Genomic DNA, 18,198 nt, shown 5'->3' with positions numbered 1-18,198 from the left:
TGTTTTGGGTTTGCGGGTGAGGTGTTTTTTTTGTCAACAAGTTATCAACATTGTTGACAGGTTCCCGGGGGGTTCCGTGCGGTGTAATCTGTTATGATCGATCTCTTGTATATATTCCCGTCATATGCTACATTGTATGCCCAGAATTTTTACATTATCCAAAAAGTCCGGAGTAAAGCGAGATGAAAAGAACATTTCAGCCAAGTAATAGAAAAAGAAGAAACAAGCACGGGTTCAGACTGAGAATGTCGACCAAGAACGGACGGAAAGTGCTTGCTTCAAGAAGGGCAAAGGGACGTCATCGCCTGACGGTCAGCAGCGAGATGGGCACTGCATCGAGATAATTTCGTCATGCGAAGCCAACTGACTAAGATCGCATATAAAAGCGGCTGTTTTTTACCTTCTGATTGATTGTGTCAGTCAATTCGCTGCGCAAGCATGAAATACTGAGGAAAGAACAATTTATTGCGGCTCTTTTCAGAATCAGGAAAAAACTGAATGGCGAGTATGTTACAATTGTTTACGGGCATCTCGAAACAGGTGCCGAACACAGAAGAGTGCCCGCAGCCGTTCTTTTTGCCGTGGGCAGAAAAAAGGTCAGGGATGCGGTGTCGCGAAACAGGGTCAGGCGGCTCCTCAAAGAGGCGTACCGGCTCGAAAAGCACCTGCTGACTGATAAGCGGACGACAGGTTGCGACCCGCGTATTTCTAAAACGCTCTGTCTGGCAATCATCTATAGAGGATCCGGACGCGACTTGCCTTCCCTGGATGTTTTACGAAGGGAAATAAGCAGATTATTGTTTACTATCCTGAACAGTTGAAAGCATATTGCGGATTCGATGTGGCTTTCGGTTCGCAGAGGCTGTTTTCGTTACGAATGAAGATGCAAATTGTGAAAAGCATGTCGCTGGGTGAGATCCTGAATCTGGTGCCTGTTGCTCTTATCAGGTTTTATCGCGCATTTCTGTCCCCATTGCTCGGTCCGTCCTGCAGATATTATCCCACCTGTTCGCAGTATGCGCTCGATGCGTATGCGGAGCACAATTTTTTCTACGCATCGTGGCTGACAATCTGGCGAGTGCTTCGCTGCAATCCTTTTTCAAAAGGCGGTTATGATCCGGTGCCGTTGAAACCCGGTAGAACACTGAACAACTTAAAAGAAGGCGATAATGGATAGAAATTCAGTGACGGGTCTTGCGCTGATAGCTTTGATCATGATTGTCTGGCTGCAGTTCATGTCGCCGGAAACGAAGACGCCTCTTGCCGAAAACGGCAGGAAGAGTCCTGAAACGGAGCAGGAATCGCCGGGCATACCTGCACCCGAACAGCCCTCGGACGCTTTCGGAGTTTTTGCCGATGCATCTGCCGGCGAAGCTGAGCTGATGACCGTTGAAAACGATCTAATGAAAATCACGCTTTCATCGAAAGGCGCTACGATCAGGTCTGTCGTGCTTAAAAAGCACCTTGACGGGAAACTTCAGCCGTTCGATCTTGTCAGCAATGCACGTAAAGGAGCGCTTTCCCTGCTTTTTCTGAGTAATGACGGAAAGAAAATCGATACGAGAGATCTCTATTTCAAGTCAATCGTCAGCGGCTCGAAGATTAATCTCAAAAGAGGTGAGAGTTCCTCGGTGCGTTACAGGCTCGACATCGGTCCATCTCAGGCTATCGAGATTACCTACCGTTTTTCCGGGAACAGCTATAAGATCGATTACGATGTGAAGCTTACCGGATTCAACAACGCGCTTGCCGGGAACGAGTATCAGCTGCAATGGGACGGCGGACTGACATACTCCGAAAAAAACCGCGAGGATGAATCGCACAATGCACTTGCAGGCGGCTATCTCGGAGGAAGTTTCGTGAAGATCGACGCATCCAAGGATAATGAGACTTATCGCGAAGAGCAGTCGGGCGAAGCCGGCTGGGTTGCCGTTCGGAACAAATATTTCACTGCGGCCCTGATACCCGAAAGCAAAACGGAAGGAATTTATCTTGAGGGTAAACGCCAGGGGGGCCATTTCGAGGAGTATCTTGCCTCGCTGAAAATGGCGGTGCCTTCATCGGATAACGTATCCGAAAACCGTTACAGTCTCTACATCGGTCCTCTCGATTACAATACCGTCAAGAAGCTCGACGCAGATCTTGAAAAGATCATGGATTTCGGCTGGGATTGGCTGACCAGGCCTTTTGCCGAATTCATTATTCTGCCTGTCTTTAACTGGATGAACGGGTTTATCAGCAATTACGGCGTTATCATTATCATTTTCGCCTTGCTGATCAAACTGGTCACCTATCCGCTCACCATGGCTTCAACGAAGTCTATGAAAAAAATGGCGGCTTTGCAGCCGGCGCTTAAGGATCTTCAGGAAAAGTACAAGGATAATCCGGCAAAGCTGCAGAGCGAACTGGGCAGAATATACAAGGAAGCCGGAGTTAATCCTCTGGGAGGCTGTCTCCCGGTATTACTTCAGATGCCGCTGCTTTTTGCGATGTTCTATGTGTTCCGTTCATCGATCGAACTGCGACATCACGGTTTTCTCTGGGCAAAAGATCTTTCGGTGCCGGATTCTATTTTCGATTTCGGTTTCAGCATTCCGGTTTATGGAGATCATATAGCCGTTTTTCCGATACTGATGGCCGTTACGGTTTTCGTGCAGCAGAAAATCACGCCGACAGCCCAGAGCAACGAGCAGATGAAGGTCATGCTCTATGTATTTCCCGCTATGATGCTGCTCTTTTTCAATAACCTCCCGGCGGGTCTCGGTCTCTATTACCTGATGTTCAATGTATTCAGCGTTGCCCAGCAGTTCTACATCAATTCCACGACCTCTTCCGATGATGTGCCGAAAGCCGCGCTTGACGCCGCGATTGCAGCTGCTGCTCCGAAAAAACAGAAGGGCCGCGTTAAAAAGTGACCGTTTATGGATATGGTCGACGAGATTGATGCCCGGGTTTTCCTGTGGGTAAACTCGTATATGATACATCCTGCTCTCGATGACCTCATGGTATTTCTTACCATGTTCAAGCTTTCATCACATCTGTTTCTGCTCGCTGCGCTGTTTATTTTTATCAGAAAAGGGCGCAGCGGCATTGCCGTTATTGCCATAGGGTTGCTTGCCATCGGCATTGCTGATTACACGGCATCCGGCATTCTTAAACCGTTGGTTCAGCGAACCCGCCCCTGCTTCGTTATCGATGGATGCCGTTTGCTGATTGACCAGTCACGTTCTTATTCGTTCGCGTCCTCACATGCGGCCAATTCAGCGGCAGTTGCTTCGGTTTTCTGGATAGTGTTCGGTCGCGGGGAGCGGGTTGAGAGGATAATGGTTTTTCTGATGGCCGGCTACGCTTTTCTTGTGGGATATTCAAGAATATATGTCGGCGTGCATTATCCCGGAGATGTGCTCGCAGGCTTCGCAATCGGTTGTGCCAGCGGCCTGCTTGCGTATTTGCTGTGTTCCTGGGCGTTCAAGAACGTCTTGCAGCCTTTGCTGATCAGGAAAGGATTTTCCGATACATGAACGAACGGTACTGGGGAGTCGATCTCGGCGGAACGAAGATCGAGGCGGTCATAACAGACCGAAATATGAACCAGCTGATTCGCAGAAGGATTCCCACCGGAGCGGATTCCGGTTATGAACGTATTCTCCGAAGGATTGTCGGCTTGCTTGAAGAGCTTTCGGAAGAGACGGGGTTTCCTTTACCGCCGCGTATCGGTATAGGTACTCCCGGAAGATATGAGGAAGCTTCATGCAGCATGAGCAATTCCAATACGCGCTGCCTCAACGGTCGTGACCTGAAAGGCGATCTGGAGTATCTTCTGAGGAGGGAAACGGTTATTGCCAACGATGCGAACTGTTTCGTTCTTGCTGAGTCGCTGCTGGGAGCCGGAAGGGATATCATGTGCGAAGGAGGCGGACGGACTGCATTCGGCATGATTATCGGTACCGGCGTGGGAGGCGGTATCGTTTCGGGCGGCAGGGTGCTGACAGGAGCTCACGGGATTGCGGGAGAGTGGGGCCATAACGTTCTCGTTCCGGACGGCGAACCTTGTTACTGCGGCAAAAGAGGATGCGTCGAGACGGTTATTTCGGGACCTGCGCTTGAAGGATATTACCGGTCTCTGACGGGTTCTTCAAAACCTTTGATGGAGATCGCCGGCATGGCCGCTGAAGACTCTGCCGCGGAAGCGACCATCCGGCGCCTGAGCGGTTATTTCGGCGCAGCCCTTGCAGCCGTACTCAATATTCTCGATCCTCACTGCTGCATCATCGGCGGAGGCGTCGGAAATATCGATTCGCTCTATTCTGAAGAGACCCGGGGCATTATCGAAGACGGTCTGTTCAGCCAAAAGTTAATGGTGCCTCTGCTGAAACCACGGCTTGGTGACAGTGCCGGTGTTTTCGGCGCCGCCCTGCTTGTCGCAGGACATGAAACATGAAACGTACAGCGTATGGAAAGCTCAATCTTGAAAAAAGGCGATATCTTCGAGCTGACTATCACCGATTTCGCCGATAAAGACCGGTGTTTCGGTCGTCTTGAAAACGGCATGGGCGTTATGGTAAGCGGCATGCTGGCTCCGGGCGACCGCGTGCGGGCGCTGGTCAGAAGGGTCAAGCAGCGTTATATCGACGCTCAGGCGCTTCAGGTTGTCGAGCCCTCTGCGGACAGGGTGGAGCCGCAGTGCGGATATTTCGGAGTATGCGGCGGCTGCAAGCTCATGCATATAACCTACGAGGCGCAGCTTCGCTATAAAAAGAAAAAGGTCGCTGACGATCTCGAGCATATAGGCGGGTTTGTCGATCCTCCTGTAGAGCAGGTTCTGCCGGCACGTTCGCCCGTTCATTACCGCAACAAGGTTGAGTTTTCATGTTCGAGCGTCCGCTATCTTCTGCCGGAAGAACTCCCGCTTGAGCAACTGGACAGACCGAAGGATTTCGCTCTCGGGTTTCATGCGTCCGGCAATTTCGAGAAAGTGCTGGATATCGATTACTGCTATCTTGCGACCGAACGGATGAACGACCTGCTTCGCCTTACCCGTCTGTTCGCCCTGGAGCATCGTCTTGCCCCCTATGCGGTTAAGGCTCACGAAGGGTATTTGCGCAACCTCATGCTGCGATCAAGCATGCATAGCGGAGAAATCATGGTCAACATTGTCACGTCGTGGCATGACGCACAGCTCATGAAGCAATATGCGGATTTTCTTGCAGCGGCTCTTCCCGAAGAGCGACTGACGGTGGTGAACAATGTCACGGCTAAAAAAAATACTGTATCGACTGGCGAGTATGAGTATACGATTCTGGGCACCGGTTCATTAACTGAGAGCTTGGGATCGCTCGATTTCAGGGTATCTGCGAATTCGTTTTTCCAGACCAACACCAGGCAGGCTGAAGTTCTCTACGACGAGATCATCAGAGTCGCGGGTCTGCGAGCCGACGATACCGTCTACGACCTCTACTGCGGTACGGGGACCATAACGCTCTATCTGGCCAGGCACTGCCGGCAGGCTGTGGGAATCGAGGTGGTCGAAAGCTCGCTCAGGGATGCTGCTATGAATGCTTCAAAAAACGGCATTACAAACGCAGACTTTTTCCAGGCCGACCTGAAAGATTTTCATGCTCTGCTGCAGCAGCTTGCCCGTTACGACTCGCCCGGAGTTATCGTAACCGATCCCCCAAGAGCCGGCATGCACCCCAAAGCGCTGGAAACGATGATCAGACTCGGAGCAAGGCGAATCGTATATGTGAGCTGCAACCCATCGAATCTTGCCCGCGACGGCAGGGACCTTTCACTGAACGGCTACCGCCTGGTATCGATCCAGCCGGTCGATATGTTTCCGAACACGGTTCACGTCGAAAGCGTCGCTTGTTTCGAGAGGGCGGGGTAATCATATTTCCATAGGAAATCCAGGTCGAAATGCTCAAGAAGCGTGCATAAGAGAAGCTGATTCGCAAGGCGAGGGAAAAAGCGCAGCGTGAGCATTCCACACTGTACGAAACCTTCAGAGGCTGGCTTCGGCAGTATGTCAGGGCAGAAGAACGGGAAAGGGAGTTCGATGCTCTGGTGCAATCTCCTGACTATGTCTGGCCTGGTTGAACGTTCAGCCGGGAGGAGCTGAATGAACGGGAACTGTTTCATCGGCACAAGCATTTCAGTTTGCTCTCCGGATCATGGATATTCCTCAAAGAAGGAGGTTCGTTGTGCAGTCCATACGCCGGATGAACGTTACGAGCTACCTGAAGCAGCGCAACGACAAGCAGAGGCGACAGATCGTTTTCGATGGCGAACAGTTGATGATGAAAGCGGTATGGATGCTACGGGAGAGGTATTTTCCATCGTAAACCGGAGTGTTCGTAGAGCTGTCCAGCAGCTCTTGCCGGCTGGAACGAGTCTATCCACAGAGTCTGCTATGAGCTTTTGCCCTCTTTCTTTATCTCCTCGAACACCGCATCGATGACGTCAGGACGGGCTTCATCAGCAGCTTTTGCGACGCTGTTTTCCCACGAAAGAAACCGTTCAAGATCCTGATTGATGGAGGCAAGCACGGCTGAAAGAATGGCCGCATCGTCGGCAAAACCCATAAGAGGTATGAAATCCGCAATTGCGTCCAGCGGCCAGACGAAATAGATCAATGCCGCAGTCAGGGCGATGATGCTCTGCCACGGGATGTCGGTATACTCTTTCTGGATATAGGCGCGCATCATGCGGATTGCTGCCTGTATTTTTTTGCTGATCGAAAAAAAAGGCGATGTATGATTTGCGGATGAAGAACGCCTGAAAGCTGTATCAAGCAGCTTTTTCGTTTTTTCCGGATCTTTCAGCACGCTGGCGGCTTTTTTTCCGGCTGAATCGAAAAGACGGTTCTTTTCCTTCATGATGTCATTTCCCGCCTGCTTTCAGCAGTTTCCGCTTTTCCTCTCCGGTAAGCGATTCATAGCCGTTCTTCGATATTTTGTCGAGAATGGCGTCGATCTCTGCTTCAGATACTGATGCCGCATTGCCTTCATCGATGCGGCGGATCGAAGCCTGCTTCCGCTCAGATCGTTTTCCGGTAGAGGGCGACTTTATCGGCCATTTCGGCAATGTCCAGCCCTGCCTTCGGAGAGTGATGTACAGAAACCCGATAATCATGCCTCCAAGATGGGCAAAGTGAGCGATGTTGCTGCCGCTTCCCATTGCCCTGCTGCCCAGTCCTGACATGAATTCGATGAAGGCATACCCTGCGACGAAATACTTTGCCTTGACAGGAAACAGGAAATACAGGAAGATGTACCGCTCGGGAAACATCATGCCGAAAGCGATAAGCACTCCGTAAATGGCGCCGGAGGCGCCGACGGTCGGATATGGATCGCCGATGGTGGTAAGGAGATTGATGAGGGCCGCTCCGACGCCGCATACGAAATAATAGATGGTGAACTGCTTTGTACCCCAGTAGTTCTCAAGTTCGGCGCCGAAAATCCATAATGCGAACATGTTGAAGAAGAGATGGCCGAAGCCGCCATGGAGGAACATGTAGGTGACAGGCTGCCATATCTGGAAAGAGAGACCGTCCTGGTTATGCGATGCAATCGGCCATAGCGCCCCTGCAGCAGTGAGCAGACCGCCGAGCGATGAGTTCTGCATGATAATCTGCAACAGAAATATCGCAATGTTCGCCATCAGTATGGTTTTTATCGCAGGAGGCATGAGCTGGAACCCCCCGGGGCTGTATGGCTGATTATAATAACTCATGTGGCGGTCGCTTTTGGCTCTCCTGTTTATACTTGATTGTTTAACGAAACCAGCCGGTCAGTCGTTCAGCGCGGCAATTCCGGGAAGTTCCTTTCCTTCCAGAAATTCGAGACTTGCTCCGCCGCCGGTGGAGATATGGGTCATCTGCTCCGCAAGTCCGGCCTTTGCTACGGCTGCTGCGGAATCACCTCCTCCGATGATGGTGGTAGCCCCTGAGGCGGTCGCTTCGGCCATGGCTTCTGCAATGGCTATGGTTCCTTCGGCGAAGCGGTCGATTTCGAATACCCCCATCGGTCCGTTCCAGAGCACGGTTCTTGCTCCAAGAATTTCATGGCGATATATCGAGGCGGTTTCAGGGCCGATATCCACTCCGATCATACCATCCGGAATGGTTTCAATAGATACAGCATTGCATTCGGCAGCCGCGGAGATTTCATCTGCTGCAATGACATCGACGGGAAGCAGCAATCTGATGTTTTTCTGTTTTGCCTGTTCTATGAGATTCAGTGCCAGTTCGAGTTTGTTGTCTTCAACGAGGGAGTTGCCGATCGCCAGTCCCTGTGCCTTGAAAAAGGTAAAGACCATCGCGCCGCCTACGAGAACGGTATCAACTTTGTTGAAAAGATTTTCGAGAACATCTATTTTTCCTGAGATTTTCGATCCGCCGAGGATCGCCACGAAGGGTCTTTCGGGTTCCTGGAGAGCTTTACCGAGATATTTCAGCTCTTTTTCTATCAGATATCCGGCAACAGCGGTCTGCATGTACCGGGTGATACCCTCCGTTGAAGCATGTGCCCTGTGGGCGGTGCCGAAGGCGTCGTTCACATAAATCTCCCCCAGCGAAGCGAGTTCGCGTGCGAAATCAGGATCGTTGGCCTCCTCTTCCGGATGGAATCTGAGATTTTCAAGCATGATCACTTCGCCGTCCTGAAGGGCGAGAACCTGCTGCATGACTTCCGTTCCGATGCAGTCGGCTGCCATTGTTACCGGACAGTCGAGAAGGGTGGAGAGCCTTGTCGCTGCTGGAGCAAGCGAGAATTCGACATTGGGCTTGCCTTTCGGCCTGCCGAGATGCGACATGAGGATCAGTCGCCCGCCATTTTCCAGCACTTTCCTGATCGAAGGGAGGGCTTCAACTATTCGTTTGTCGTCTGTAACGTTTTTTTCCGCATCGAGGGGAACGTTGAAATCGACGCGCATCAATACCCGCTTACCCTGGATGGCTACGTCGGACAAGGTCTTTTTCTGCATTGTTCATTATGGTTTGTTATAAAACGTATCATTCTCTCTCGGTACTTAATATAATGTATTTCTCTTTTGGAAAAGGAACGATGCATCAGTAACGGTTATGGTTCATTCTGTAGCGCTTTTCCTGGCCTCCCGGTATTTCCTGACGTTTTCGGCGTGTCCTGCAAGTGTCGATGCGAAATAGTGCCCACCTTTTCCGGTCGCGACGAAGTAGAGATAGCCGGTCTCGGCAGGATTCAGCACAGCCTTGATCGATGCTGCGCCGGGATTGCAAATCGGACCGGGAGGCAGTCCGGGGTGGAGGTAGGTGTTATAGGGCGAGTCGACGGCAAGATCCTTGTAGTAAAGAAGCCGGTACTCTCCGCCGAGCGCGTACTGAACCGTCGGATCCGCCTGGAGGCGCATGTTTTTTTTCAGGCGGTTCAGATAAACGCTGGCGACGACAGGCTTTTCTTCATCGAGAGGCGTTTCGGCCTCGACGATCGAAGCCAGTGTCAGCAGTGATTTTTCTGTGAACCCTTTTGATGCGGCAATGGATTTCAGACTGTCGGAATAGAATTTTCTGAATTGCCTTACAAGAAATCCCGCGGCTTCTTTCGGGGTATCCGACCATGCGAAATTGTATGTGCCCGGGAAAAGGTATCCTTCTGCGCTGCTGTCACTTATCCCGTTGTTTCCGAGAAACGCGGGGTCGCGCACTGCGGCCATGAATCCTGCCGAATCCATGTCGAGTTTCGATGAGAGCAGTCGGGCAATTTCGCGCAGTTCAAGGCCTTCAGGAATGGTGACCCGCACTTCATCCTGCGGATGCGTATACAGGTAGCGTAGCAGCCGGTAATTCGACAAACCGGGAGGAACCGTGTAGCGTCCGGGTTTTATGTTGTGCAGCCCCGGGATCGCTCTTCCTGCAATGATGGTCTGCCATTGGTTTCTGATTGCGCCCTTGCGCTGCATTTCGCCGGCAATCTCCATAAAACCCATTCCTCTGTGAACGGTGAAGCCGGTCGGGCGGTCTGCGGTATTGAGGCCCGGAATAAATAGCATCCCGCAAAATGCAGCCGCTGCCATGAGCAGAAGGGCGGCGAACAATGTTCCGAACGGTCTGGATAATGATGCCATGATTTGACATGCCGGTTTTCCGGGTCAGGTATGCTTGTGCCCGCAGTTCTGTTCATGCTGAAAAAGTCGGGATTCCTCGAGGATGCTGAGGTAGACTCTTTTCAGTGCGCTGATTTTCTGCTCCGAGTCTGCCTGACTGATGACGTTGCTGAGAACCTCTTTTTCCCTTTCGGGCTGGAGCACCTGTTCGCCGATTCTCGCTTTGAGAACGCTGATATTCCGGGCGCACTGAAGCCTTTCGCAGAGGAGGGCTGCCAACTGCCGGTCAATATCGTCGATTTTTTTTCTCCATTCTTCCAGTTCCCGCCAATGCCCGCTATTTCCGAGAGTGCTTTCAGACATGCTTGTTAGATAACATGCGTTTTTTAGAGATATACGTTTCAAGGAGGCCTTTGCGGGACAGACTGACAAGCGCTGCCGATCAGCGTTTTCCCCGTTCGAACAGGAGTTTCCATTGCTCGACCTCCCTGTCATCAAGAATCCTGTCGCTGTATTTTCGGCCAGAGGCCGAACATCCCGGGCTCCCCTTTATATTTTCAGGGTCAAGCAGCGTAATGAACTCCTCCGAGGTAAGGCATTCGGCCCCATATGCTTTTCCATAAAGGCATACCTCCCGGTCCGAACTTACAATAGTAACCATTTTTCTGCTTGTGTTCAATGATTTTACATAATCTATGATCCATCTGTCGGCGCTTTTTGACGAAGCGGTATAAACGATCAGAACGGCGGCTCCAGCGGCTGTATCGCGGATTCCGCCACCGTCGTAAACAATGGTGACAGAGCATTTCGCTTTTTTTCTGTAGCGTTCAAGCAGGGCTTCGGTTTTCTTCCGGCACTGTTCGAGTGAGGAGCCGCCGCCCGCAGGAAAGAGCTTATGCAGGAGGTTGTATCCGTCAATGATGATTTCGGTATTCAACATGCTGTTCAGTGTGGCAAAGACCACCGGTGAAAAAATCCGATGTGTAAAAGAGATAACTATTTGTTTGCTGTAACCTTTTTACATACATTTTTTGTGGGACAAAATGGTAAAATGTGGGAGCGTTTTCCTTTTTTCCGTTTACTTTTTACACATGTTCGAGGCCTGTCAGTACCGGCTGCTTTCGTTTACATATATCTAATCTTTTCCGGGAACAGGTATTAATGGCTGGATTTATCGGTAAAGAGCTGCATGCTCTCGATGAAAAGGGCCGTCTGATGATTCCGGTCCGTTTCCGCAGAGATTTTTTTCCCGCGACATCTGCATCGGGAATATATCTTTATCTGATGAAAGCGCCAGATGGATCGCTGGAACTCTACGAGCCGGAAATCTGGCAGCAGATGAAGCGTTCTCTGGTCGGTCTTTCGGATTTCAATCCGGATGAACGGCTTCTGAAAACCATGCTCTACGAAAGTCTCGATATAGTAGCCGTTGACCGGCAGGGCAGGATCGCTCTTTCGCGGGAGAGCCTCGATCACGCGGGAATTGCGAAAGACGCTCTTATTATGGGAGCTGATACCAAACTGGTAATCTGGGAGCCGGGAAGGCTCAAGGCATTGCTGCAGGGGAATGCCGAACGGTTTTCTCTTCTTGCCGGGAGATTTTTTTAAGGATCATGGACGCAAAAGGATATCATGAACCGGTTCTTGCTGCTGAAATACCGGACCTGCTGGTGAGAATGCCGGGAGTCTATGTTGACGGTACTCTGGGCGGAGGAGGACACTCCCGGACAATTCTTGAAGAATTGTTCAGGAAAGGTTTCGGCGGGCAGTCGCTCCTTATCGGTATAGATCAGGATGATCGTGCGCTCGAGGCGGCACGAAAACGCCTTGCATTGTGTGAAGGCAATATCGTTCTGGTTAAAGGCAATTTCGGGGATCTTCGTTCGATTGTGCTCAGGGTATGCCGGGATAGGCGTATGGCTCCATCGGTAGCAGGCATACTGCTCGATCTTGGTGTATCATCGGCGCAGATCGATTCTCCCGAACGGGGATTCAGCTATCTGCAGCATGGTCCTCTCGATATGCGCATGGATCCCGAAGCCGCCCGAAGCGCCGCGGATATAGTCAATACCATGAACGAACGGGAGCTCGCGAATCTTTTTTTCCGTTACGGCGAAGAACCTCGAAGCCGAAGCATCGCCCGCGATATTGTGGAGTATCGGGATCGGCAGGGCCCGATTCTGCGAACCGAGACGCTGGCGGGACTTATCCGTCAGAGGGAGCCGAGGCCGGACCGGGTCATCAGAACGCTTTCACGGATTTTCCAGGCTGTCAGGATCGAGGTTAACCATGAGCTCGACGTACTTGCCGGTGCTCTTGAAGAAAGCGCATCAATGCTCATCCCGGGTGGACGGCTTGCGATCATCAGTTACCATTCTCTCGAGGACCGGATGGTCAAATGCTTTTTCGCCGACAGGGCTCGCAGCGATTGGGGGCCCAGAGGGGTAGGGCTCAGGGAGCCTGTCAGAAAAGCGGAGTTCCGGGTCGTAACCAGAAAACCTGTTACAGCAGGAGCACAGGAAATATCGTCGAATCCGAGGGCCCGGAGCGCCAGGCTCCGGATTCTCGAAAAACTTGCAGAAGGAGAGGCCGTTGATCTCACATAATGCTGAAAATGGTTTTTCGCCCCATCTGTCGGGGAGGGCTTTCGACCTCATGCATATTCGCAAGACAGATCATCATGATGAAAGGGAAAGATCGGGGTCGGCGCGGATGATCGACGCAGGCGGCGAAGGGGTTGCCCGTTTTTCCGAAATGCAGGCTCCTACCGGCAAGGGAGACGGGGGCGTGAAAGAACTCTTAAGCCGGGCGTTCGGTTTCCGGCTTTCGGATCTCCTGCGTTTAAGGACTTTTTTATACCTTCTGCCGGTAACCGGCATTCTTCTGTTTCAGATTTACAATACCATAGCGATACAGAAACTTGCCCTTGCGAACGAAACGCTCAGAGAGCAGATAGCAATGAGTTCGAGCGTCATTACCTCCCAGGAACTCAAGGTGAACGAATTGCAGGGCATTCACAATATCGCATTGCAGGCGGAGCGTCTCGGCCTGCAGGCGTCAAGCGTTCCTGCAGTCGAAATTGTGCCGTAATATAAGCGTCAATCTTGTGAGCATGTTGCCAAATGAGTGAAAACGAGATACCGCAAAAAACTCCGGATGCGGAGTTCGGAAAGCGTCTTGGCCTGGTGGTGCTTTGTTTTCTGCTTTTTCTTGTCGGCATTATCGCCATGCTGCTGAACATTCAGATTGTCAATGTTAAAAAGTATCAGGATAAGGCTGAAAAACAGTATATCAGGCTTGTTACCGAACATGCGCAGCGAGGGGTCATTCTCGACCGTCACGGGAGGATGCTTGCAGAAACCGTCGAAACGATTTCTTTTTATGCAGACCCGCAGATCGTAAGGAATACTCCGCTTTTCGACGAAAAAGGAAAGGCCGTGATAGACAGGAAAACCGGCGAACAGAAAACATTCGATAACTCTGCCGAGGTAGCCCGGCTTTTTTCCGCGCATCTCGGCAAAAGCCGTCGGGAATACCTTAAAAAACTCAGAAGAGGCAAGCGGCTTGCCGTTCTTGGCCGCAAGATTTCTGCCGTACAGGCTTTGCCGCTCATGCAGAAAAAAATTCCCGGCGTCTGGTTCGACCGGGAACAGCAGCGTTACTATCTCAATGTCGCAGCACAGGTAATCGGCGTAACCGACAACCGCAACAGCGGCATCAGCGGTATCGAGATGCAGTTCGATCGCTATCTGAAGGGACGGGACGGGTCGAGGGTCTACCAGAGGTCGGCAACCGGAAAGCGCTACCCGGCTCCAGATGCCCTGCAGCTCGATCCAGTAAAAGGCAATACGGTTCAACTGACGCTCGATGCCGATATCCAGAGTATTGTCGAGGACGAGCTTGCCGAAGCTGTCGCTACGTCCCAGGCGAATGCGGCAACAGGCATCGTTATTGACGTGCGAACCGGAGAAGTGCTCGCAATGGCAAATATTCCAACTTTCGATCTCAATCGGAGGGCGACATGGACTCCGGAAAAATCCCGAAATCGCGCCGTTACGGACAGTTTCGAGCCGGGGTCGACCTTCAAGATCGTCATGGCGGCAACCGCCACCGAAGTGCTCGGCCGAAAAGCGGAAGACAGGGTATATGCCAATAATGGCGTGCTGCCGTTGTTCGGTCTGAGGATCAGGGATCATGAGCCTTACGGAGATCTCACTTTCCGGGAGGCGCTCATGCACTCGAGCAACGTGGTGGCGGCCAAAACCGCGATGGAAACCGGCAGGGCGCAATTCCATGCCTATACGAAGAATTTCGGATTCGGCTCAAAAACCGGCATCGGCCTGGTCGGGGAGTCGTCGGGCAGGGTCAGGCCGCTGAGCAAGTGGGACAAGACAACGCTTCCCTGGATGGGATACGGCTATCAGGTTATGGCAACTCCCTTGCAGATACTGCAGGCCTATGCGGCGATAGCCAATGACGGTGTGCTCATGAGGCCTTTTGTTCTCAAGAGCATTACCGATGCGGCCGGGCGTATCGTCGTCGAGAATCAGCCGGAAGCGGTAAGAAAGGTTGTCGAGCCCGAGACTGCAAGGTATCTCGGAAAGGAGTATTTCAAGGCGGTCGTAGACAGCGGTACCGCAAGAAGCGCAGCAATTCCAGGCATGAGCGTTGCCGGAAAAACCGGAACGGCAAGGAGGGCGACCGGAGGTTCCTACGCGAATGCCGTCTATGTCTCCTCCTTTGTCGGTTATTTTCCTGTCGAAGCACCAAGGTATGCCCTCATCGTGCTGGTCGAGGAGCCACAGAAAGCTTATTATGCGGCAACTGTCGCCGCTCCGTTTTTTTCGAAAATATCTTCGAGGATTCTTGCCTGTTCCGAAGAGCTGCAGAAAAACCTCGGTTTCAAGTCTCCCGAGCAGGCGGCTATCGATTCGACGACAACCGTCGCCGTTCCGGATCTCAAAGGACTGAAGGGCGACGATGCCCGACGCCTTCTTAAATGGCTCGGGCTTGAAATGGAATCGAGCGGTGCCTCGGACGGCGTTGTGAGGGCCCAGAGCGTCCGTCCCGGCATGAAAATAGACAGGTCAGGGATAGTTAGGGTCAAACTTTCTTCCGCGGTCAGGCAGCGGGCCATATTATGATAAAGGGAATTTCTTTTTCACAACCGGTCTTGCCGGTCAGGCTTTCCGACCTTCTCTCTCAGGTCAGGCACCTCGATTGTTCAGGTCCCTATCCGGACGGGCTGTCGGTCACAGCGATCACCGCCGATTCGCGGGAGGTCGTCAGCGGTTCGCTGTTCGCGGCGATTCCGGGGTTTGTTTCCGATGGCCATCGGTTCATCGACGCCGCAGTTCTCAAAGGCGCGATCGCGATAATCTGCGAAAAGCCGCCTGTGCAGCCCGCTCCCGGAGTGCTTTTCATACGGGTGGCCGATACGCGAAAAGCGCTTGCAGAAGCAGCAAAAGTTTTTTACGGTCAGGCATCCGAAAAACTTTTCCTTATCGGCGTAACCGGCACCAACGGAAAAACCACCACTGCCCGGCTGATAACCGGACTTCTCAATGCCGGCGGGATTCCCGCCGCCTATATCGGTACCGGGCTCTGCCGGATGCGTTCACGGGATATTCTGCTCGAACGTACTACGCCCGAAGCGCATGAGCTGCAGGCGCTTTTCGCCGCCATGCTTCAGGAGGGGTGCAAGGCTGCGGTCATGGAAGTTTCTTCGCATGCCCTTGTGCTTGACAGGGTTTACGGCCTCAGGTTCAGGAGCGCGGTGTTCACCAATCTGAGCATGGATCACCTCGACTTTCATCATACCATGGAGGAATACGCCCGGGCAAAACAACTGCTGTTCGACCAACTCGAGCCGGATGGTTATGCCGTCATTAACGGAGACGATTCTTATGGGGCTCTCATGGCGGAAAGGGTGCCGCAGGAGCGACGGTTCTGCTGCTCCATGGAGCCGGAATTACATCGGAATCTGCAGTGCGCAAAACGGTTTTCCGCTTCCGTTCAGGAGATTTCCCCTGCCGCCACGACAATCCGCCTGAATTTTCCGGATGTTTCAGCAGAGGTGCGAACCGAACTTCCGGGCAGATATAACGTCATGAATCTTCTCGAAGCCGCCGCCGCCGTTTCGGGCATGGGCATGTCGTCCGGCGCGGTTACCGAGGCATTGAAGACACCCTTCAGCGTTCCGGGAAGAATGGAGCGAGTCCTGGACGCAAACGCCGGCCGATGCGCTTTCGTGGATTACGCGCATACTCCGGACGCACTTGAAAAGGCTCTCGGTACGATCCGGGAACTCGTCCGTCCGTCATCCCGTCTTGTCGTGGTTTTCGGATGCGGCGGAAATCGCGACAGGATGAAACGTCCGCTTATGGGCAGGATCGCATCCGAAATCGCCGATTACTCCTATCTGACATCCGACAATCCAAGAAACGAAGATCCGGAAGAGATTCTTGATGATATCGAGAGCGGCATGAGCGGCAGCGGTTACAAACGCATCGTCGACCGGGCAGCTGCGATCCGCGAGGCTACCGCATCACTTCGGCCTGGCGATGTGCTGCTTGTGGCAGGAAAAGGTCATGAAACCAGTCAGGAAATAGCCGGCGAAAAGCATTATTTCTCAGATCAGGAGACGCTCAGGGAGTGTTTCCGGGAGGGGGTGGACGACGTAACGACAAATCAATCCGTATGAAAGGCGTTCTTGGTGAAGCCGATCTGAGACAGATCGGGGAAATCGTATCGGAAGATGCCGGCGGGGATGTGCCGCAGATGCAGGAGCCGTCTGTTGTCATCGACTCTCGCGAGGTTAAGGGCGCAGATGTCTTTGTCGCTCTACGGGGGGAAAAGACAGACGGGCACCGCTATATTGACGAGGTTTTTTCGAAAGGGGCTTCATGGGCGGTAGTGTCGAAGGAGTGGTATGCGTCGCATCCGCTGGAAGCGGGTATGGGGAAGCGGAACTATCTGGTTGTTGCCGATACTGTCAGAGGGCTTCAGCAGCTTGCTTCGGCTTATCGCGGCACCTTCGACGTGCCTGTGTTGGGTATCGGCGGAAGCAACGGAAAGACAACCACAAAGGAACTGATCGCATCGGTTCTTGCAACCGGTTTCCGGGTGCATATGAGCAAAGGTAATCTGAACAATCATCTCGGCGTTCCTCTTACCCTGCTTCAGATGAAACGGGATACCGGGATCGCCGTCGTGGAGATGGGAATAAACCACCCCGGGGAAATGGAGCTGCTTGCCTCCATCGCAAGGCCGACTCATGGCCTGCTTACCAATATCGGCCATGAGCATCTGGAGTTTCTGCACGATCTCGACGGGGTTGCCGCCGCAGAAACCAGGCTTTACGACTATCTCGACAGCAATGGAGGGGTTTGTTTTGTCAATACCGGAGATACCCGGCTGAAAAAAGCAGCCGAAGGCCTTCAGCGCAGGGTGCTCTACGGTCTCGACGAACACAGCGAACAGGTGCCGTATGCCGAAGAGATCGGTCTTGACGCACATGGCCGGCCGATGTTTTTCCTCTGTTCCGGAGGGGATCGTCTCTCCGTCACCCTGCGGCTGACAGGCCGCCATAACGTTATCAATGCGCTTGCTGCTGCTGCGGTCGGGTCGTATTTCGGGCTCTCCCTGGCCTGCATCAGGGATGGACTTCAAAACCTGCAGCCTCCGTCCGGATGGAAACGCATGGAATACCGGGAAGCGGGAGGCGTTACCGTCATCAACGATACCTACAATGCCAACCCTGATTCGGTACGTTACGCCATCGACCTTCTCGACGAGTTGTCGTGCCCCGGCAGAAAAATAGCTGTACTCGGCGATATGCTCGAACTTGGGGATTGCGGAGAACTTGAACATGAAAAGATCGGCAGGTATATTCAGCAGAGCACGATCGACCTGCTTCTGACATTCGGCGATCTGGCCCGCGGGTATCTGTCGGGAAACGAGACGCGCGCATACGGCCACTATGCAAGTCGCGAAGAGCTGTCGAAAGCGCTCATCGATATGGTGGTTCCCGGAGACGCCGTGCTTTTCAAGGGATCGAGGGGCATGCGGCTTGATGAGACGGCAAATGCGCTGTGTATCGAAAGAATATCTCAATAATCA

At 52.6% G+C, this 18,198-nt stretch carries 20 protein-coding genes; 14 read left to right on the top strand and 6 right to left on the bottom strand.

Annotation, left to right across the window (positions count from 1 at the left end):
* Positions 1 to 182 precede the first annotated feature (182 nt).
* From rpmH to K4305_RS01160, 8 genes are all read left to right on the top strand, one after another.
* Entirely contained in the window at positions 183 to 344 is a 162-nt protein-coding gene (rpmH, locus tag K4305_RS01195; RefSeq protein ID WP_331560490.1) for a 50S ribosomal protein L34, read from the top strand.
* Between the two features lie 69 nt (positions 345 to 413).
* Entirely contained in the window at positions 414 to 821 is a 408-nt protein-coding gene (locus K4305_RS01190; RefSeq protein ID WP_331560489.1) for a ribonuclease P protein component, read from the top strand.
* Between the two features lie 56 nt (positions 822 to 877).
* On the top strand, positions 878 to 1,177 hold the full coding sequence (gene yidD / locus K4305_RS01185; protein ID WP_442880402.1) for a membrane protein insertion efficiency factor YidD: 300 nt from the start codon (positions 878 to 880) through the stop codon (positions 1,175 to 1,177).
* Complete coding sequence (gene yidC / locus K4305_RS01180) at positions 1,170 to 2,915, top strand: membrane protein insertase YidC (protein WP_331560488.1); 1,746 nt, start codon at positions 1,170 to 1,172, stop codon at positions 2,913 to 2,915. Before yidD ends, yidC begins: the two co-directional genes overlap by 8 nt.
* 60 nt (positions 2,916 to 2,975) lie before the next feature.
* Positions 2,976 to 3,521 (top strand): phosphatase PAP2 family protein, encoded by a 546-nt coding sequence (locus tag K4305_RS01175; protein WP_331560487.1) that lies wholly within the window; start codon positions 2,976 to 2,978, stop codon positions 3,519 to 3,521.
* The gene (locus K4305_RS01170; RefSeq protein WP_331560486.1) at positions 3,518 to 4,441 is read left to right on the top strand and encodes an ROK family protein; all 924 of its coding nucleotides are present in this window, start codon (positions 3,518 to 3,520) and stop codon (positions 4,439 to 4,441) included. The genes K4305_RS01175 and K4305_RS01170 overlap by 4 nt, the downstream gene beginning before the upstream one ends.
* A 12-nt stretch (positions 4,442 to 4,453) precedes the next feature.
* Positions 4,454 to 5,887 (top strand): 23S rRNA (uracil(1939)-C(5))-methyltransferase RlmD, encoded by a 1,434-nt coding sequence (gene rlmD / locus K4305_RS01165; RefSeq protein WP_331560485.1) that lies wholly within the window; start codon positions 4,454 to 4,456, stop codon positions 5,885 to 5,887.
* Between the two features lie 313 nt (positions 5,888 to 6,200).
* The gene (locus tag K4305_RS01160; protein ID WP_331560484.1) at positions 6,201 to 6,341 is read left to right on the top strand and encodes a hypothetical protein; all 141 of its coding nucleotides are present in this window, start codon (positions 6,201 to 6,203) and stop codon (positions 6,339 to 6,341) included.
* 66 nt (positions 6,342 to 6,407) lie between these two features.
* Here the strand turns inward: K4305_RS01160 and K4305_RS01155 are convergent, their stop codons facing one another.
* From K4305_RS01155 to K4305_RS01130, 6 genes are all read right to left on the bottom strand, one after another.
* Complete coding sequence (locus K4305_RS01155; protein WP_331560483.1) at positions 6,408 to 6,875, bottom strand: YkvA family protein; 468 nt, start codon at positions 6,873 to 6,875, stop codon at positions 6,408 to 6,410.
* A 4-nt stretch (positions 6,876 to 6,879) separates the two neighbouring features.
* A complete protein-coding gene (locus tag K4305_RS01150; protein ID WP_331560482.1) occupies positions 6,880 to 7,731 on the bottom strand; it encodes a rhomboid family intramembrane serine protease in 852 nt (283 codons plus the stop codon).
* Positions 7,732 to 7,788: 57 nt separating this feature from the next.
* On the bottom strand, positions 7,789 to 8,982 hold the full coding sequence (locus K4305_RS01145; protein ID WP_331560481.1) for a phosphoglycerate kinase: 1,194 nt from the start codon (positions 8,980 to 8,982) through the stop codon (positions 7,789 to 7,791).
* A gap of 102 nt (positions 8,983 to 9,084) precedes the next feature.
* Entirely contained in the window at positions 9,085 to 10,098 is a 1,014-nt protein-coding gene (mltG, locus tag K4305_RS01140) for an endolytic transglycosylase MltG (RefSeq protein WP_331560480.1), read from the bottom strand.
* 24 nt (positions 10,099 to 10,122) lie between these two features.
* The gene (locus K4305_RS01135; RefSeq protein WP_331560479.1) at positions 10,123 to 10,440 is read right to left on the bottom strand and encodes a chorismate mutase; all 318 of its coding nucleotides are present in this window, start codon (positions 10,438 to 10,440) and stop codon (positions 10,123 to 10,125) included.
* Between the two features lie 79 nt (positions 10,441 to 10,519).
* Positions 10,520 to 11,017 (bottom strand): NYN domain-containing protein, encoded by a 498-nt coding sequence (locus K4305_RS01130; protein WP_331560478.1) that lies wholly within the window; start codon positions 11,015 to 11,017, stop codon positions 10,520 to 10,522.
* Between the two features lie 221 nt (positions 11,018 to 11,238).
* Here K4305_RS01130 and mraZ point away from each other — a divergent pair, with 221 nt between their 5' ends.
* From mraZ to K4305_RS01100, 6 genes are all read left to right on the top strand, one after another.
* A complete protein-coding gene (gene mraZ, locus K4305_RS01125) occupies positions 11,239 to 11,685 on the top strand; it encodes a division/cell wall cluster transcriptional repressor MraZ (protein ID WP_331560477.1) in 447 nt (148 codons plus the stop codon).
* Between the two features lie 5 nt (positions 11,686 to 11,690).
* Entirely contained in the window at positions 11,691 to 12,683 is a 993-nt protein-coding gene (gene rsmH / locus K4305_RS01120; RefSeq protein WP_331560476.1) for a 16S rRNA (cytosine(1402)-N(4))-methyltransferase RsmH, read from the top strand.
* Between the two features lie 106 nt (positions 12,684 to 12,789).
* On the top strand, positions 12,790 to 13,167 hold the full coding sequence (locus tag K4305_RS01115; protein WP_331560475.1) for a hypothetical protein: 378 nt from the start codon (positions 12,790 to 12,792) through the stop codon (positions 13,165 to 13,167).
* 32 nt (positions 13,168 to 13,199) lie between these two features.
* The gene (locus K4305_RS01110; protein WP_331560474.1) at positions 13,200 to 15,221 is read left to right on the top strand and encodes a penicillin-binding protein; all 2,022 of its coding nucleotides are present in this window, start codon (positions 13,200 to 13,202) and stop codon (positions 15,219 to 15,221) included.
* Positions 15,218 to 16,780, top strand: coding sequence for a UDP-N-acetylmuramoyl-L-alanyl-D-glutamate--2,6-diaminopimelate ligase (locus K4305_RS01105; protein WP_331560473.1), 1,563 nt, complete (start codon positions 15,218 to 15,220; stop codon positions 16,778 to 16,780). The genes K4305_RS01110 and K4305_RS01105 overlap by 4 nt, the downstream gene beginning before the upstream one ends.
* Entirely contained in the window at positions 16,777 to 18,195 is a 1,419-nt protein-coding gene (locus tag K4305_RS01100; protein WP_331560472.1) for a UDP-N-acetylmuramoyl-tripeptide--D-alanyl-D-alanine ligase, read from the top strand. Before K4305_RS01105 ends, K4305_RS01100 begins: the two co-directional genes overlap by 4 nt.
* Positions 18,196 to 18,198 lie beyond the last annotated feature (3 nt).

This window comes from Chlorobium sp. (genome assembly GCF_036528655.1).
Classification (GTDB): Bacteria; Bacteroidota; Chlorobiia; order Chlorobiales; family Chlorobiaceae; genus Chlorobium.
This window is presented reverse-complemented; position numbering and strand designations above follow the sequence as displayed.

What these genes read in the sequence shown, in the direction of transcription:
- rpmH (WP_331560490.1), top strand. Translation starts at nt 183, where the DNA reads ATGAAAAGAACATTTCAGCCAAGTAATAGAAAAAGAAGAAACAAGCAC.
- yidD (WP_442880402.1), top strand. Translation starts at nt 878, where the DNA reads ATGAAGATGCAAATTGTGAAAAGCATGTCGCTGGGTGAGATCCTGAAT.
- yidC (WP_331560488.1), top strand. Translation starts at nt 1,170, where the DNA reads ATGGATAGAAATTCAGTGACGGGTCTTGCGCTGATAGCTTTGATCATG.
- K4305_RS01175 (WP_331560487.1), top strand. Translation starts at nt 2,976, where the DNA reads ATGATACATCCTGCTCTCGATGACCTCATGGTATTTCTTACCATGTTC.
- K4305_RS01170 (WP_331560486.1), top strand. Translation starts at nt 3,518, where the DNA reads ATGAACGAACGGTACTGGGGAGTCGATCTCGGCGGAACGAAGATCGAG.
- rlmD (WP_331560485.1), top strand. Translation starts at nt 4,454, where the DNA reads ATGGAAAGCTCAATCTTGAAAAAAGGCGATATCTTCGAGCTGACTATC.
- K4305_RS01155 (WP_331560483.1), bottom strand. Translation starts at nt 6,875, where the DNA reads ATGAAGGAAAAGAACCGTCTTTTCGATTCAGCCGGAAAAAAAGCCGCC.
- K4305_RS01150 (WP_331560482.1), bottom strand. Translation starts at nt 7,731, where the DNA reads ATGAGTTATTATAATCAGCCATACAGCCCCGGGGGGTTCCAGCTCATG.
- K4305_RS01145 (WP_331560481.1), bottom strand. Translation starts at nt 8,982, where the DNA reads ATGCAGAAAAAGACCTTGTCCGACGTAGCCATCCAGGGTAAGCGGGTA.
- mltG (WP_331560480.1), bottom strand. Translation starts at nt 10,098, where the DNA reads ATGGCATCATTATCCAGACCGTTCGGAACATTGTTCGCCGCCCTTCTG.
- K4305_RS01135 (WP_331560479.1), bottom strand. Translation starts at nt 10,440, where the DNA reads ATGTCTGAAAGCACTCTCGGAAATAGCGGGCATTGGCGGGAACTGGAA.
- K4305_RS01130 (WP_331560478.1), bottom strand. Translation starts at nt 11,017, where the DNA reads ATGTTGAATACCGAAATCATCATTGACGGATACAACCTCCTGCATAAG.
- mraZ (WP_331560477.1), top strand. Translation starts at nt 11,239, where the DNA reads ATGGCTGGATTTATCGGTAAAGAGCTGCATGCTCTCGATGAAAAGGGC.
- rsmH (WP_331560476.1), top strand. Translation starts at nt 11,691, where the DNA reads ATGGACGCAAAAGGATATCATGAACCGGTTCTTGCTGCTGAAATACCG.
- K4305_RS01115 (WP_331560475.1), top strand. Translation starts at nt 12,790, where the DNA reads ATGATCGACGCAGGCGGCGAAGGGGTTGCCCGTTTTTCCGAAATGCAG.
- K4305_RS01110 (WP_331560474.1), top strand. Translation starts at nt 13,200, where the DNA reads ATGAGTGAAAACGAGATACCGCAAAAAACTCCGGATGCGGAGTTCGGA.
- K4305_RS01105 (WP_331560473.1), top strand. Translation starts at nt 15,218, where the DNA reads ATGATAAAGGGAATTTCTTTTTCACAACCGGTCTTGCCGGTCAGGCTT.
- K4305_RS01100 (WP_331560472.1), top strand. Translation starts at nt 16,777, where the DNA reads ATGAAAGGCGTTCTTGGTGAAGCCGATCTGAGACAGATCGGGGAAATC.